Source organism: Bilifractor sp. LCP21S3_A7, assembly GCF_052118825.1.
In the GTDB taxonomy this organism is placed as follows: Bacteria; Bacillota; Clostridia; order Lachnospirales; family Lachnospiraceae; genus Bilifractor.
On the sequence record NZ_JBQKGL010000006.1, the window covers coordinates 88,236 to 103,295 of the forward strand.

The window sequence follows — 15,060 nt, forward strand, 5'->3', positions numbered from 1 at the left end:
GTGGACCGGGCCTTGCCAGGTGCGGTCGGACAATGACGGCGGATTTATCGTTCACCCGAGGATTGCCTTCTGTTCACGTGACTTTTCAGCTACGGGCGAACAATGCGGAGCAAAATGGATGCGATGTATGGATCATGGTGGGCGAGATGGATGCGATTTACGAATAACGATGAGAAAGGCAGGTTCGGTTTATGAATGCAGAGGAAAAATATCAGGAATGGCTGGACAGGCTTCCGGAGGGCGACTCAATGAGGGAGGAGCTGCTCTCGATCCGGGGAAACGTGAAGGAAATCAACGACCGGTTTTATCAGGAGATTGTGTTCGGAACGGCGGGCCTTCGGGGAATCTGCGGCGCAGGGACCAACCGGATGAATCCGCTTACGGTCGGAAGAGCGACGCAGGGGATCGCCGGTTATCTGAAGAAGAGCGGAGAGGATCTGACAAGGGGCGTTGCGGTGGCCTATGACTGCCGGCATCACTCCAGGGAGTACTCGGAGCTGGCGGCGGAGATTCTGGCGGGAAACGGAATCCGCGTGTGGCTGTTTCCGTCCATGAGACCGACGCCGGAACTGTCCTTTGCGGTGCGGGAGCTTCATGCGCTTTCCGGGATCAATATGACGGCAAGCCACAATCCAAAGGAATATAACGGCTACAAGGTCTACCAGGAGGACGGAGCGCAGATCTCGGGAGCTGTTTCGGACGGGATTCTGCGGGAGATTCAGGGACTCGACCTCTTTGATCCATTCCCCCGGATGGCTCTGAAACAGGGAGTCCGGGAGGGAATGATCCGTATGATCGGAGAGGATATGGACCGGCGGTATCTGGACTATGCGGAGGGACTGAAGCAGAGACCGGACAGCGAGCTGGACCGCTCGGTTACCGTCGTGTACACACCGCTGAACGGGGCGGGAAGCATCCCGATGGAGACGGCGGCGTGGGAGCTCGGTTATAAAAATTTTGTCATTGTGCCGGAACAGAAGGATCCGGACCCGGATTTTACAACGGTGGGATATCCGAACCCGGAGGATCCTCGTGGGTTTGCGCTTGCGGAGAAGCTTGGGAAGAAGCTGCACGCGGATCTGCTGATTGCCACAGATCCGGACAGTGACCGCATGGCGGTGGAGCTGCCGGACGGGAAGGGAGGCTTCCGTCCCTTGAACGGCAATCAGACCGGAGCGATGCTGATCGCGTACATGGCGGGGAGTCAGAAGGCGGCGGGGACACTGCCGGAAAACGGGGCGATGATAAAATCTATCGTAACCGGAGACATGGGGAAAACCATCTGCGAGTCCTACGGGATCCGGGTATTTGAGGCCCTGACGGGCTTCAAGAATATCTGCGGCGTCATTCCGCGGCTTGAGAAGGAAGGGTACCGGTATTTCTTTGCGTATGAGGAGAGCATCGGCTGCGCGCCCGGTGAGCGGGTGCGGGACAAGGACGGAATTGCGGCGGGGCTTCTGATGATGGAGATGGCAGCATTTTATAAGAAGAAAGGGATGACACCGGGCGACGCGCTGGAGGCACTGTACAAAAGGTACGGGTATTTCGCCGAGAGACAGGTATCTCTGATCCGGAAGGGACAGACCGGAGCGGAGGAAATCGCGCGGATCATGCGGAAGGCGCGGGAGGAGAAACCGGACCGGTTCGGAGAATTCCGCGTCGCGGAGGTTACCGACTATCTCCATGGATGGGAGGATATTCCGCCGTCCAATGTGCTGAAGTTCCGTATGGAAAACGGTGACTGGTTCGCGATGCGGCCGTCGGGCACGGAGCCGAAGCTGAAGTTTTATTTCTATACGCGCGCCGAAAACAGTCGGGATGCCGGGCGAAGAGCGGACGGGCTGCGGGATGCGGTTCTGGAGGCACTTTCGGCAGACCGATAAAGGGTGCGGCGTCACAGATGCGAAGCAACGGAGAGGCTGGCATAGGACTTTCTTATAATATATGCCGCAGCAGAGACAGAGAACGCATGCGCATTTACGATCACCCGTGGAGTAGGATATTTTTGCTTCACGGGATTTTTTGACAAAAAAATCCTACTCTCCGGACATGGGGATAGGATTTTATTTTGGACATTTCGTATGATTTCGAGCAAGAATGACATATTTTCGTTGTGAATAATGAGTGATATCATACAGGTATGAAAGGAAAACTTCTAGTCATCAAACCGGTTTTCCACAACGTTATGTTTCTTTTTTCATTCGCATTATCAAAGGAGGGTTTTAGAAAATGAAAAAGAGAATCGTAAGCACACTGCTTTGTACAGCTATGGCGGCATCTCTGTTCGCAGGCTGCGGATCCGCTACATCTACGAGCACATCGGCGTCCGGTTCTTCGTCTTCCGCATCATCGGCGGCGAAGGAGGAGAGCACATCTTCTGCATCCAGCGAAGCAGCAGATGAGTCCGCTGAGACGGAAGCCACTTCGGATACAGCGTCGGCAGGCGGACAGACCATCGGTATTTCGATGCCGACCAAATCTCTGGAGAGATGGAACCGCGATGGATCTTATCTGCAGGATCAGTTTGAAAAGGCAGGCTACAAGGTAGAGCTTACTTATTCCGATAACAAGTCCGCACAGCAGAACAACGATATCGAAGGACTGATCGCAGACAAGGTAGACCTGCTGGTAGTTGCGGCAATCGACGGCGAGGCTCTGAGCCAGGTTCTGAACGAGGCAAAGGACGCCGGCATTCCGGTTATCTCATATGACCGTCTGATCATGAATACAGACGCTATCAGCTACTATGTATCCTTCGATAATTACACCGTAGGTAAGCTGCAGGGTGAATTCGTTGCAAAGCAGCTGGATCTCGACAATGCAGGCGACAAGACCTACAACATCGAGTTCACAGCCGGAGATCCCGCAGACAATAATGCGACATTCTTCTTCAACGGCGCGATGGATGTGCTGAAACCATACATCGACAAGGGCACCCTGAAGGTTCCGTCAGGACAGACCGAATTTGATCAGGTTGCTACCGCACAGTGGGATACTTCCACAGCTATGAAGAGATTCCAGAATATCCTCGGATCTTATTACAGTGACGGTACACAGCTGGATGCAGCCGTATGCTCCAACGATTCTACGGCACTCGGTGTTACACAGGCCATTGAGTCTGACTATGCAGGCAACAACAATGTTATCATCACCGGACAGGACGGCGACGAGGCAAACCTTGCGAATATCGTAGACGGCAAGCAGACCATGACCGTGTACAAGGCAGTTGCCAACGAGGCAGTTGTAACCCTTGACCTGGCAGAGGCAATGCTGAACGGAGAGAAGCCGGATGATTCCCTGATCTCCAAGTCCGGATGGGATTTCGACTGCTCCTATGATACTTCTTCTTATGATAACGGAACCGGTGTCATCCCGTCTTACCTGCTCGTTCCGACCGTTGTAACCAAGGACAACATGGACAAAGAGCTTGTAGATCCCGGATATTACACAAAGGATGACGATGGATATCTGCACCCGGTAGGGTAATCGAGAGGATTTACCGAAAGGGACGATAGCACAAAATGAATCAGGGGCTGTCGCATAGAGCATCTTGCGGCGGCCTCTTTTTTCGAAAAGAAACAGATTGCACAGGAGGTATTCACTTGGCAGACATAATTCTTGAAATGAAAGACATCGTCAAAGAGTATCCTGGTGTCAAAGCTCTGAATCATGTCAATTTCAAAGTGGAACGCGGAGAGATCCACGCGCTTGTCGGCGAAAACGGCGCCGGGAAATCTACGCTGATGAATGTACTTGCAGGGACCATTCCGTTTGGACAGTATACAGGGGATGTCGTTTATAACGGGAGTGTCTGCAGGTTCCACAATATTAAGGAATCCGAAAAGCTCGGAATTGCAGTCGTGCATCAGGAGCTGGCTCTGATTCCGGAGCTTACGATCGCCGAGAATATGTTCATGGGAAATGAGCGCCGGAAGAAATCCGGAGTCATTGACTGGGACAGAACGTTCCAGGAAGCGCAGGATGCCATGAAGCGGGTTGGATTGAAAGAGTCCTCCCATACGTTGATCAAGGATATCGGTACCGGTAAGCAGCAGCTGGTGGAAATCGCGAAGGCACTTTCCAAGAACTGTAAGCTGCTGGTTCTTGATGAGCCGACATCCTCGCTGAATGAGGAAGATTCCAAAATGCTTCTGGACATGATCCTCGGCTTTAAGAAGCAGGGAATTTCGTCCATCATTATCACACACAAACTCAATGAGGTTGCCTATTGCGCGGATAATATCACGGTTCTTCGTGACGGCCAGACAATCGAGACGATTCCGAATCCGGATCACAATATCGATGAGGACCGGATCATCAAGGGAATGGTTGGAAGGGAACTGACAGACCGGTATCCGGCAAGAGAACATAAGATCAGTAAAGAAGTGATTTTTGCCTGCAAGGACTGGACGGTATATCACCCGGTGTATACGGAGAAGTGCATGGATGATCACATCAGCTTTGAGGTTCACAGGGGCGAGGTCGTGGGCTTCTCGGGACTTCAGGGCGCGGGCCGTACAGAGCTGGCGATGTCGCTGTTCGGAAGAAGCTACGGATCGCACATATCCGGACAGGAATTTATTAACGGCAAGGAGGTCCATCTGAAAAATGAAGCCGATGCGATCGCGCACGGACTTGCCTACGCGACGGAGGACCGGAAGACAAACGGACTGATACTTTCGGAGACGATTGCGAGGAATACCACGCTTGCGCGCATGGATAAAATTTCTTCCAAACGCGGAATCGTAAATGTGCCCGAGGAGAATAAGCAGGCGGAAATTTATGTAAAGGCCATGCATACAAAGACGCCCAGCATTCAGCAGAATGTCGGAAATCTGTCGGGAGGCAATCAGCAGAAGGTGCTGCTTGCGAAGTGGATGTTTGCGGAGCCGGATGTCCTGATTCTGGATGAGCCGACGCGAGGCATCGATGTCGGCGCGAAGTATGAGATTTATCAGATCATCAACGATATGGTCTCACAGGGAAAGGCTGTCATTATGATTTCCTCTGAGCTTCCGGAGCTTCTGGGTATGTGCGACCGGATCTATGTCATGAATGAAGGAAAAATGGCGGGAGAGTTTTCTGCTGATGAGGTTACGCAGGAGAAGATTATGAGCGCGATCCTCAAGGACAAGAAATGATATCATATCGCAATTCTATCGTTATGGAGGCTATCAAATGAAAGTTAGTGCATTCTTGAAAAAATACACCATGGTCTTCGCTCTGGTCATCGTATTTATTTTCTTCACAGCCCTGACCGGCGGACGGCTGATCTACTCACAGAATATTTCCAACCTGCTTCTGCAGAACGCCTACGTCCTGATCATGGCCTGCGGTATGCTTTTGTGTATCCTGACCGGCGGTAACGTAGACCTTTCCGTAGGTTCTACACTCTGCCTCTCCGCGGCGGCAGCAGCCAAGATGCTGGATCTCGGCGCGGCTCCCGGACTCGCGATTCTGATTTCTATGGTAATTGCCGCAGTCATTGGTCTGTGGCAGGGATGGCTCATCGGATATATTCATATCCCGCCGTTCATCTGCACGCTGGCAGGCATGTTCCTGTTCCGCGGAATCGCGCGTGTCATTTTGGATTCGAAGACCATCGCAATCATGAACCCCGGATTCCTGAATCTGTTCACATCCTACATTCAGATTCCCGGCGTTGACAGCAACAAGAAGTGTATTTCCGCATTGATTGTCGGAATTATTATTTCGATCGCGCTTACGATCTTCATGATTACGAACCGCGCGAAAAAGGCCAAAGAAGGATATCAGGTGGCAACCATTCGTGCAACGATTATCCGTATCGTAGTATTTGATGTATTGATTATTGCATACAGCAGCCGTCTGATGGGATACAAGGGAATTCCGGTGATGGTTCTGTGGATTTTGGCGGTTGTCGTTATTTTCGCGTTCCTTACAAGCCAGACCGTGTTCGGCCGTTACTTCTACGCAGTCGGCGGAAATGAGAAGGCCACCAAGCTCTCCGGTATTGATCCCCGGAAGGTATACTTCTGGGCATACTTCCTGATGTCTATACTCGCAGGTCTCTCCGGACTTCTGGTCGGAGCGAGAATCGGATCGGTAGACGGCAACATGGGCAACTCCTATGAGATGGATGCCATCGCATCCTGCTTCATCGGCGGCGCTTCCGCATACGGCGGATCCGGAACAGTTCCGGGAGTCATGGTCGGAGCCATCCTCCTCGGCGTCATCAACATGGGTATGTCCATCCTGGGTCTTCCGGATCAGTACCAGTACATCGTCAAGGGAGCAGTACTCCTCGCGGCAGTTATCTTCGATGTTGTATCCAACCACAAGACAGGAAAATCATAAAGCTTCTAAAATTATAAAGCTTTTAAAATCATATAGCTTCTAAAATTATAATGTTTTTAAAAGCATAACTCTTCTTTAACAAGACAGGTGTCATGTGCTCTAAGTGACTTTTCCATCATGAGTTTTGTCATGATTCAGGAAAAAATCACTTAGAGCATTTTTAGTGTATAAGCTCTTCGAAAACGCAGACAGGACTCGTCGCACGCGAAGCGCGCGTAAGAGACTGGATGCGATTTCGAAGGCAACAGGTATAAGCACGAAGTGACGCGTAAGCGGCACGAAAGTGGTTATACCTGCAGGATTGCGAGAGTGCGTAGCACGGAGCAATCCGCAGCTTATACACGTTGCGCCGTCCTGCTTGCGGCGCATGGAGCGGTGTGAAACACCGCGAGAATGCTCATACCTGTTAGCGGCACGAAAGCTGCGAAGCAGCGAAGTGACGCGGGGACTTATACACGTTGCGCTGCCCACATGCGCAGCACGGAGCAATCCGCAGCTTATACACGTTGCGCCGCCCCGTCTCGGCCCATGGCGGTTTATTTCCGGAGGGACAGTTTGAAATGTCGAGACAATACCCGGAAAATGATGTAATATAAAAACATAAGAGTCTGCCGTTTTTTTGCGCAGAACGTTCATGAGAAAATGAATTCTTTCGCGCAGTCTGAGGGAGGTGCGCATGGATATTGATGATATGAAAATTCCAATGGAGGTCCAGCCGAGCTGTGTGGTAGGCATCGGTGCCTCGGCGGGCGGTCTGGAGGCGCTTCAGCAGTTTCTGACATTTCTTCCGAAGGATACCGGCATGGCATTTGTCATCATCCAGCATCTGTCGCCGGATCACAAGAGTCTGCTCGGGGAGATTCTGAGCAAGTATTCCGCGCTTCCGGTGCAGGAAGCCAGAGACGGTATGCAGGTAAAGAGGAACAACATCTATCTGCTGCCTCCGAAATATAATATTGAAATTACTTCAGACGTTCTGCATCTGAAGGAGTACAATCATGCCCTGATCAACCATCCGATTGATATTTTCTTCCGGTCGCTGGCAATTGCGTATGAGAACCGGGCAGTCGCGGTGATCCTGTCGGGCACCGGATCGGACGGAACCAACGGCATCCGGTCGATCAAGGAGCAGAACGGCATGATCATCGTGCAGAATCCGGAGACGGCAAAATTTGACGGCATGCCAAGAAATGCCATTGCGACGGGGTTCGTGGACCTGATTCTGGGACCGGACGCAATCGCGAAGGAGATGGCACATATCTCCTCCTCGATCAATCTGTCCAACGGGAAGATGCAGCTGACGGACGGAGATCTGATGTCGCAGGTATTCTCGATTCTGAAGAGCGTCACGAACACGAATTACACCTATTACAAGCAGACGACGATCCTTCGCCGGATCGAGAGGCGGATCGTGGTAACGCACTGCAGGAACCTTCAGAGCTATGTCCAGTATCTGCAGGAGAATCAGGATGAGGCAAAAACGCTCGCCAAGGAGGTGCTGATCGGTGTTACCTCCTTCTTTCGGGATCCCGAGTTCTTCGAGGTGCTGAAGCAGCGGGTGATCAAGGACATCGTGCAGAACGGGAAGAAGTCAGATCAGATCCGTGTGTGGGTGGCGGGCTGTTCCACCGGTGAGGAGGCGTATTCCATCGCAATCCTCTTTGCGGAGGTCATGGAGGAGCTGAATCTTCGCAGAGATGTGAAGATATTTGCCACAGATCTGGATGCGGATTCGATCACCTTCGCAGGAAGGGGTGTGTACGGAGAGAATATTATCGAGGATGTCAGCGTCAGCCGTCTGAGCCGCTTTTTTACAAGGAAGGGCTCAAAGTATGTGGTGAATCACGATATCCGGACGATGATTGTGTTCGCACAGCACAATGTATTTCAGGATCCGCCCTTCGGCAGGCTGAATCTGATCAGCTGCCGGAATCTGCTGATCTATTTCCAGTCGGTTCTTCAGAAAAACCTGTTCTCGATCTTTCACATCGCGCTGAATGACGGAGGATACCTGTTCCTGGGAAAATCGGAATCGGTGGGGGAGTATTCGGATGTCTTCCGGACCGTCTGCTCCAACGAGAAGATCTTCATACACAACGCCGCCGGCAGAAAGCCCTCCCATGCGAGAATCCCGTACTCGATGCAGGGGGTGGAGGATAATCTGGAATTGCCGGACAACATCCGCAGTCATGGAAAGAGCGGCGCCGAGTACCCGGGCCGGGAGCTGGACACGAGAGTCCTGGAGGCTCTGATGCCGGCCTGCGTCGTGGTCGATACGAACAATGAGCTGAAACATTCCTACGGAGACTGCAGCAGATTTCTCACGATTCCCGCGGGAACCGCGACGCTCGATATTTTTCTCCTGCTGCGGCAGGATCTGAAGATCGCCTTTTCGACCGCGCTGAAAAAGGCGCGGGTTACCGGAAAGCGGGTGGCCTATGACCACATACCGGTAAAGCTGGATAAGGAACCTGAGAATATCACGGTTGTAGCGCTTCCGGTAACGGACAAGACCGGGGCGAAAACCGGCTACACGGCGGTCGCCTTCATCCGCTCGGACCGGAAGGTCACGGGACCTGTGGAAAAATATGATATCGACACCGCGGCGGCGAACCGGATCTCGGATCTGGAGAAGGATCTGCGGGTTACCCAGGACAGTCTTCATCAGACTGTGATGGAGCTCGAGTCCGTGAACGCGGAGCTGCAGGCCGCGAATGAGGAGCTTCTGACCTCGAACGAGGAACTTCAGAGCTCAAATGAAGAGCTGCAGTCGGTAAATGAAGAGCTGTATACCGTGAACTCGGAGTATCAGTCCAAGGTATCCGAGATCGCGGCCGTCAATAACGATATGGCAAATTTCCTGTCCACCACGCTGATCGGAATCATGATGGTGGATCGGGATATGAATATCCGCAAGTTCACGGAATATATCGCCTCGGAATTCAACGTGGCGGAGCAGGATGTCGGAAGATCGCTGCAGTACATCGCGTACAATTTTTCCTCCATCAACCTGATGGATCTGTCCCGGAAGGTTCTGAATACCATGGAAACCGTGGAATGTGAGACGACATCTGTGACCGGAAAGACCTATCTGATCCGCATCGCGCCGTACCGTGTGTCGAAGGAGCAGGAGGATGATCCGGGTTCCGAGACGGAGAATCTGAAGGGTAATACCGAGAAGAACAAGCGGAACGCGGGAAAGGACCGGGAACAGAAGAAAAATCTCAGAGGACTGGTCATTACGTTTGTGGATCTCACCAAGCAGATCAACGACGAGCAGCAGCTCGAAGAAATCAGCGAAGCACTGCGGATTGCCGCGAAAACGAGTCAGGAGAAGGAAAACTTCCTGTCCCGAATGAGCCACGATATGAGGACACCGCTTACGACGATTCTGGGCCTTCTGGAGCTGACGCTCACAAAGGAGAAAATGTCGGATCCCGTCCGTGAGAATCTGGAGAAGATGCAGAGTTCTGGCCGGTATCTTCTGAGTCTGATCAACGAGGTGCTTGAGACGAGCAAGCTGGATGCCGGAAAGGTAGTCAGCGAATATGATGTGGTGCATGAGAAGGAAGTCTTCGAAGAGGTGAACACGATCATCGAGGAAAAGGCCAGGAGCGCCGGAATCCATTATCACTTTGAGATCAGCAACTGCAGGAACGAAGTGATCATGATGGACGTTGATCATGTCGCTAGAATTCTGGTGAACCTTCTGGGAAATGCAGTCAAATTTACCGAGAAGGGCGGAGACGTCTCACTCGTGGTAGATGTCGTTTATCTCGCAGAGGGACGGGTGGAGCACACCTACCGGATCAAGGATACCGGAATCGGAATCAGCAGGGAATTCCTGCCGAAGATGTATCTGCCGTTCGAGCAGGACAGTGCAGCTCAGTCAAGGAACCGGGAGGGAACAGGTCTGGGTCTGTTCATCAGCCGCAGGCTGATCAACCTCCTTGGGGGAACGATTGAATGCAGGTCCGAGGTAGGAAAGGGCACGGAATTCACCGTGAAGCTTGCCTATGATGTCGCGAGCGAGGACCAGAGGAAGCTGATGCGCCGGGCGGAGAAGAAGGACTACGATATCAGGAACCTGAAGGGAAAACGGGTGCTTGTGGTTGAGGACAATCAGATCAACGCGGAGGTCATCATGCACATTCTGGAGTGGAACGGGCTGGTGGCGGATCATGCGGAGAACGGCAGAAATGCGCTTGAGAAATTCAAGGCGTCTCTGAAGAACGGTCCGAAATATGACGTTGTGCTCATGGATCTACGGATGCCTGTGATGGACGGCTTTGAATGCGCCCGCAAGATCCGGGAACTGAAGAATGGATGGGCACAGAAGATCCCGATCATCGCGCTGTCGGCGGATGTTTACGACCGTGCAGATGAGGAGTGCTACGAGAACGGAATGAACGCGAGAGTGGCGAAGCCGATCGACACCGGAGAACTGTTCCGCGTTCTGGAGCGTGAGATGATAAAGGACCGGTAATTCATGTGGTGACCTTGAGACCCATCGGAGCAGAAATGTGTAAGCTCATTTGCAAATGGCCGGAGCAGGGTAATGGCAGCTCATTTGGGAATGGCCGGAGCAGAGTGCCGCAGATTCATTTAACATGGATGTGCGGAGCAGTCAAGTTGGCAATTGTTTCGTTTCGGGCGTTATGTTATGATAGTGGCAATGCCTTTATGCATATTGAGACGCAGACATGATCCGTATAAAGATTGTGACGCGGGCATGATCCGTATAAAGGCTGAGACGCGGGCATAGCCCGCATAAAGGTTAACGCGAACAGGGAGATGCATCCGGCCGGCTTGCGGCCGTGTGCGGCAGGCGCTGAGACAGCGGGACAGAATCCGCGAAGCGCGTTTTATCTGTTTTTTCAAGGAGGAATCAGAAATGATCAACTGGAAGAATCTTGATGAGCTTGCTTCTTATGGGGAGCTGCAGAAGGTAGAAAAGGTGAACCTCGCAGAGGTTATGTCTGGTGAAAGCGGAGCGCAGCGTGTGAAGAGCTGCAGCATTCCGATGGCGGAAGGCCTTTCCTACAATTACGCGGCAAAGGCTGTGGACAGCAGGGTGCTGGATGTCCTTGTGAAGCTGGCGGATGAGGCGCAGCTGACGGAAAAGTATAAAGCCCTCTATAACGGAGAGGTAATCAATACAGGAGAGAAGAGACTGGTTCTCCATCATCTGACCAGAGGACAGCTCGGAGATGCCGTTGCAGCGGACGGTGTCGACAAGAGAGCTTTTTATGTGGAGCAGCAGAAGAGAATCGCAGATTTCGCGAACAAGGTACATGCGGGAGAAATCACAAATGAGAAGGGCGAGAAGTTTACCACGGCGGTACAGATCGGTATCGGCGGAAGCGATCTTGGCCCGCGCGCCATGTACATTGCCCTGGAGAACTGGGCGAAGAAGACCGGAAACTTCAAGATGGAAGCAAAGTTCATCAGCAACGTAGATCCGGATGACGCAGCAGCGGTTCTGGCTTCCACAGATGTGGCACATGCGATCTTCATCCTGGTATCCAAATCCGGTACGACTCTGGAGACACTGACCAACCAGTCCTTCGTCATGGACGCACTGAAGAAGCAGGGCCTGGATCCGGCGAAGCATATGATCGCCGTTACCTCCGAGACATCTCCGCTGGCAAAGAGCGACGATTATCTGGATGCGTTCTATATGGATGATTACATCGGCGGACGTTATTCCTCCACCTCCGCGGTAGGCGGCGCTGTTCTGTCTCTTGCGTTTGGTCCGGAAGTCTTTGCGGATTTTCTTGAGGGCGCGGCAGCCGAGGATAAGCTTGCGACAGAGAAGGATCCACGGAAGAACGCGGCGATGCTGGATGCGCTGATCGGCGTATACGAGCGCAATGTGCTCGGGCTTCCGGCTACGGCGGTTCTGCCGTATTCCCAGGCACTTTCCAGATTCCCGGCGCATCTTCAGCAGCTTGATATGGAGTCGAACGGCAAATCCGTCAACCGTTTCGGAGAGCCTGTCTCCTATGTGACCGGGCCGATCATCTTCGGAGAGCCGGGAACGAACGGTCAGCATTCCTTCTATCAGCTCCTGCATCAGGGCAAGACGATCATTCCGCTTCAGTTTGTCGGATTCCGCAGCAGCCAGATCGGCACGGATGTGGAGATTCAGGGAAGCACAAGCCAGCAGAAGCTCTGCGCGAATGTCGCTGCACAGATCGTGGCCTTTGCCTGCGGCAAGAAGGATGACAACCTGAACAAGAACTTTGAGGGCGGCCGTCCGTCGAGCATCATCATCGGCGATCAGCTCTGCCCGAAGACGCTCGGTGCTCTGCTGGCACATTTTGAGAACAAGGTTATGTTCCAGGGCTTCCTGTGGAATGTGAACAGCTTCGACCAGGAAGGCGTACAGCTTGGAAAGGTTCTGGCAAAACGGGTACTCGCCCACGATACAGAGGGCGCACTGTCTGTGTACAGTGATCTTCTCAATATCTGAGATTGCAGCGTCTGTATACAGTGATCTTCTCGATATCTGAGATTGCAGCGTCTGTATACAGTGATCTTCTTGATAGCTGAGAACGCATTGTCTGTATACGGTGATTTTTATATCTCAGACGTTCTGGAAACTGTGAGACAGTGGAGGGAACGGGGAATAGTATTTTTTTACAGAAAGGTTCTGCAGCGTGAAGCTGCGGAACCTTTTTCGCACTGGAAAAGAACGCGGATTCCGGGATCTTTTTAAATATTTTGATCAGAAAGAACAGAAAATTAGCACTCGACACTTGACATGGCTAACAAATGGTGCTATTACATAATCGTAACAAGAAAGGGTTACATAAGATGAGCTGAAGGGCCACGGATACAGAGACCCGGAGCAAATCGGAAAACGAAAAGAGCATTAGAGAAAGGCTCAGAAGTTACATGCAGGGTGCTTGAGACGACATCCGGACATGCTTTTATGGTAAAAGGAGGTATGACTTATGATGTATTTACCAAGTTTGTTCGGAGAGGATATGGAAGATATGATGGATGATTTTGACGATGAATTCTTCGGAAAAAGAAATCCGGTGTTCGGGCGTCATGCAAAAAATCTCATGAAGACAGATATTAAGGATCAGAAGGATCATTATGAACTGGACGTAGATCTTCCGGGATGTAAGAAAGAAGATATTGCGCTGACACTCAATGATGGCTATCTGAATATTGCCGCTCAGAAGGGCCTCGGCAAAGAAGAGAAAGATAAAGAAGGCAAGCTGATCAGACAGGAGCGTTACGCAGGCAGTATGGCAAGAAGCTTCTATGTAGGTGAAGGCGTCAAGGAAGAGGACATCGGAGCAAAATTCGAGAACGGTGTTCTGAAAATTACAGTTCCGAAGAAGGAAGATAAGAAGGCGGTTCCGGAGAAGAAGACCATTGCAATTGAATAACGGCCGATGGAATTCTGGCTGTGTATTCTGTCATTACATCGGATGATCAGCCGGGAGGCTGATCGTTCGCAGGTATCAGAACCACAGCGTATATGGTATTCGGCGGATAATAAAGAGGTGCAGCAGAGGGAAATTTCTCTGCTGCATTTTTACGTCTCCCGTTCACGGTGTATATGGGGTTATAATAAAAATACAGAGACATAATATAACGCAGGGCTATAAAAGCACCGGGTAACGATAAAACAGCAATAAAAACTCAGGGTAATGATAAGGTATGTTTTTTAAGCGTGTGTTTCGGGATGAAATCAGGGAGAAAAGGATATGGGAGAGGACAGAGATTTCACGGATAATCGAAAGGAAGAGAAGCTGCTGACGGAGAGTCTGGAGAAGATGAACCGGGAGAACACGGAGCTGTGCCGCAGGATCCAAAAGGGTGATGTGTCTGCCCAGGAGGAACTCTGTGAGAAGAACAGAAAACTGGTAGATAAATATGCCTGGTCGTATCACAAGTATTATGGCAATGACCTGGATTTTGAGGACATTGAGAACATGGGACTTACGGGTCTTCTGCATGCGGCGGAGAAGTACGATCCGGAGAAGGGTGCGTCTTTCAGCACTTACGCGACTTTCTGGATTCGCCAGTCGATCGTCCGGGGAATCATGGAATCGGGATTTTCGGTCCGGATTCCGGTGCATGTGTTCTCGGCGGTATCGAAGGCATCTGCGATCGACAGCAGGCTCTCTCAGGAGGGGGTGGATGATCCGGACAAACGCAGGGCAATGGTCGCAAAGGAGATGAAGATTCCGGAGGAAAAGGCGGCGTACTATCTGTCTCTGAAGCAGGATTTTTTCACAATGCCTTCCCTGAACAATCCGGTCGGCGACGATGGCGAGACGGAACTGGGCGATATGGTGACCGGGGATGATCACCTTTCCGTGGAGGACGCCGTGGTGCAGTCGGACATCTATAATCGTCTGGATGAGATCGTAGGCACTTTGTCTGACCGGGAACAATATGTCCTTAAGCGCAGGTTCGGACTGGATGGAAATGAGGTGCAGACGCTGGATGAAATCGGAAAGCAGCTGGGAGTCACAAGAGAACGGGTGCGTCAGATCGAGGCAAAAGCGATCCGGAAGCTCCGCGCGCCAAAGACCATGCTGAAGCTGAAGGATGCGGAGTCGTAAGAAGAATTTCTGAAGCAGAAGTAAGGCGGAGAATTGCGTCACGAGACAGAGCAAAATGTGAGAAAATAAAAACAGAACATAGCACAGAAAAACAGAGCATCACACAGAAAAACCAGAAGATAACACAGGAAAA

The 15,060-nt window shown here is 51.7% G+C and carries 8 protein-coding genes; all 8 read left to right on the top strand.

From position 1 onward, the window contains the following. Nucleotides 1-191: 191 nt before the first annotated feature. The 8 genes from ACTQ1O_RS07225 to ACTQ1O_RS07260 all read left to right on the top strand — a co-directional run bounded on the left by ACTQ1O_RS07225 (nucleotide 192) and on the right by ACTQ1O_RS07260 (nucleotide 14,927). Nucleotides 192-1,883 (top strand): phospho-sugar mutase, encoded by a 1,692-nt coding sequence (locus ACTQ1O_RS07225; protein ID WP_441486697.1) that lies wholly within the window; start codon nucleotides 192-194, stop codon nucleotides 1,881-1,883. 346 nt (nucleotides 1,884-2,229) lie between these two features. Continuing rightward, nucleotides 2,230-3,486, top strand: a complete 1,257-nt coding sequence (locus ACTQ1O_RS07230) for a substrate-binding domain-containing protein (protein ID WP_441486698.1) — start codon at nucleotides 2,230-2,232, stop codon at nucleotides 3,484-3,486. A 116-nt stretch (nucleotides 3,487-3,602) separates the two neighbouring features. Further along, complete coding sequence (locus tag ACTQ1O_RS07235) at nucleotides 3,603-5,141, top strand: ATP-binding cassette domain-containing protein (RefSeq protein WP_441486699.1); 1,539 nt, start codon at nucleotides 3,603-3,605, stop codon at nucleotides 5,139-5,141. Nucleotides 5,142-5,178: 37 nt separating this feature from the next. Beyond that, on the top strand, nucleotides 5,179-6,336 hold the full coding sequence (locus ACTQ1O_RS07240; RefSeq protein ID WP_441475815.1) for a sugar ABC transporter permease: 1,158 nt from the start codon (nucleotides 5,179-5,181) through the stop codon (nucleotides 6,334-6,336). 676 nt (nucleotides 6,337-7,012) lie between these two features. Then, entirely contained in the window at nucleotides 7,013-10,822 is a 3,810-nt protein-coding gene (locus ACTQ1O_RS07245) for a chemotaxis protein CheB (RefSeq protein ID WP_441486700.1), read from the top strand. Between the two features lie 408 nt (nucleotides 10,823-11,230). Continuing rightward, nucleotides 11,231-12,811: a glucose-6-phosphate isomerase gene (locus ACTQ1O_RS07250; protein ID WP_441486701.1), complete on the top strand. Its 1,581-nt coding sequence runs from the start codon at nucleotides 11,231-11,233 to the stop codon at nucleotides 12,809-12,811. 487 nt (nucleotides 12,812-13,298) lie between these two features. Further along, a complete protein-coding gene (locus ACTQ1O_RS07255) occupies nucleotides 13,299-13,742 on the top strand; it encodes an Hsp20/alpha crystallin family protein (protein WP_441476351.1) in 444 nt (147 codons plus the stop codon). Nucleotides 13,743-14,063: 321 nt separating this feature from the next. Continuing rightward, the gene (locus tag ACTQ1O_RS07260) at nucleotides 14,064-14,927 is read left to right on the top strand and encodes a sigma-70 family RNA polymerase sigma factor (RefSeq protein ID WP_441486702.1); all 864 of its coding nucleotides are present in this window, start codon (nucleotides 14,064-14,066) and stop codon (nucleotides 14,925-14,927) included. Nucleotides 14,928-15,060 lie beyond the last annotated feature (133 nt).

Coding starts and splice junctions, on each gene's coding strand:
- ACTQ1O_RS07225 (WP_441486697.1), top strand. CDS start 192: ATGAATGCAGAGGAAAAATATCAGGAATGGCTGGACAGGCTTCCGGAG.
- ACTQ1O_RS07255 (WP_441476351.1), top strand. CDS start 13,299: ATGTATTTACCAAGTTTGTTCGGAGAGGATATGGAAGATATGATGGAT.
- ACTQ1O_RS07245 (WP_441486700.1), top strand. CDS start 7,013: ATGGATATTGATGATATGAAAATTCCAATGGAGGTCCAGCCGAGCTGT.
- ACTQ1O_RS07260 (WP_441486702.1), top strand. CDS start 14,064: ATGGGAGAGGACAGAGATTTCACGGATAATCGAAAGGAAGAGAAGCTG.
- ACTQ1O_RS07240 (WP_441475815.1), top strand. CDS start 5,179: ATGAAAGTTAGTGCATTCTTGAAAAAATACACCATGGTCTTCGCTCTG.
- ACTQ1O_RS07250 (WP_441486701.1), top strand. CDS start 11,231: ATGATCAACTGGAAGAATCTTGATGAGCTTGCTTCTTATGGGGAGCTG.
- ACTQ1O_RS07230 (WP_441486698.1), top strand. CDS start 2,230: ATGAAAAAGAGAATCGTAAGCACACTGCTTTGTACAGCTATGGCGGCA.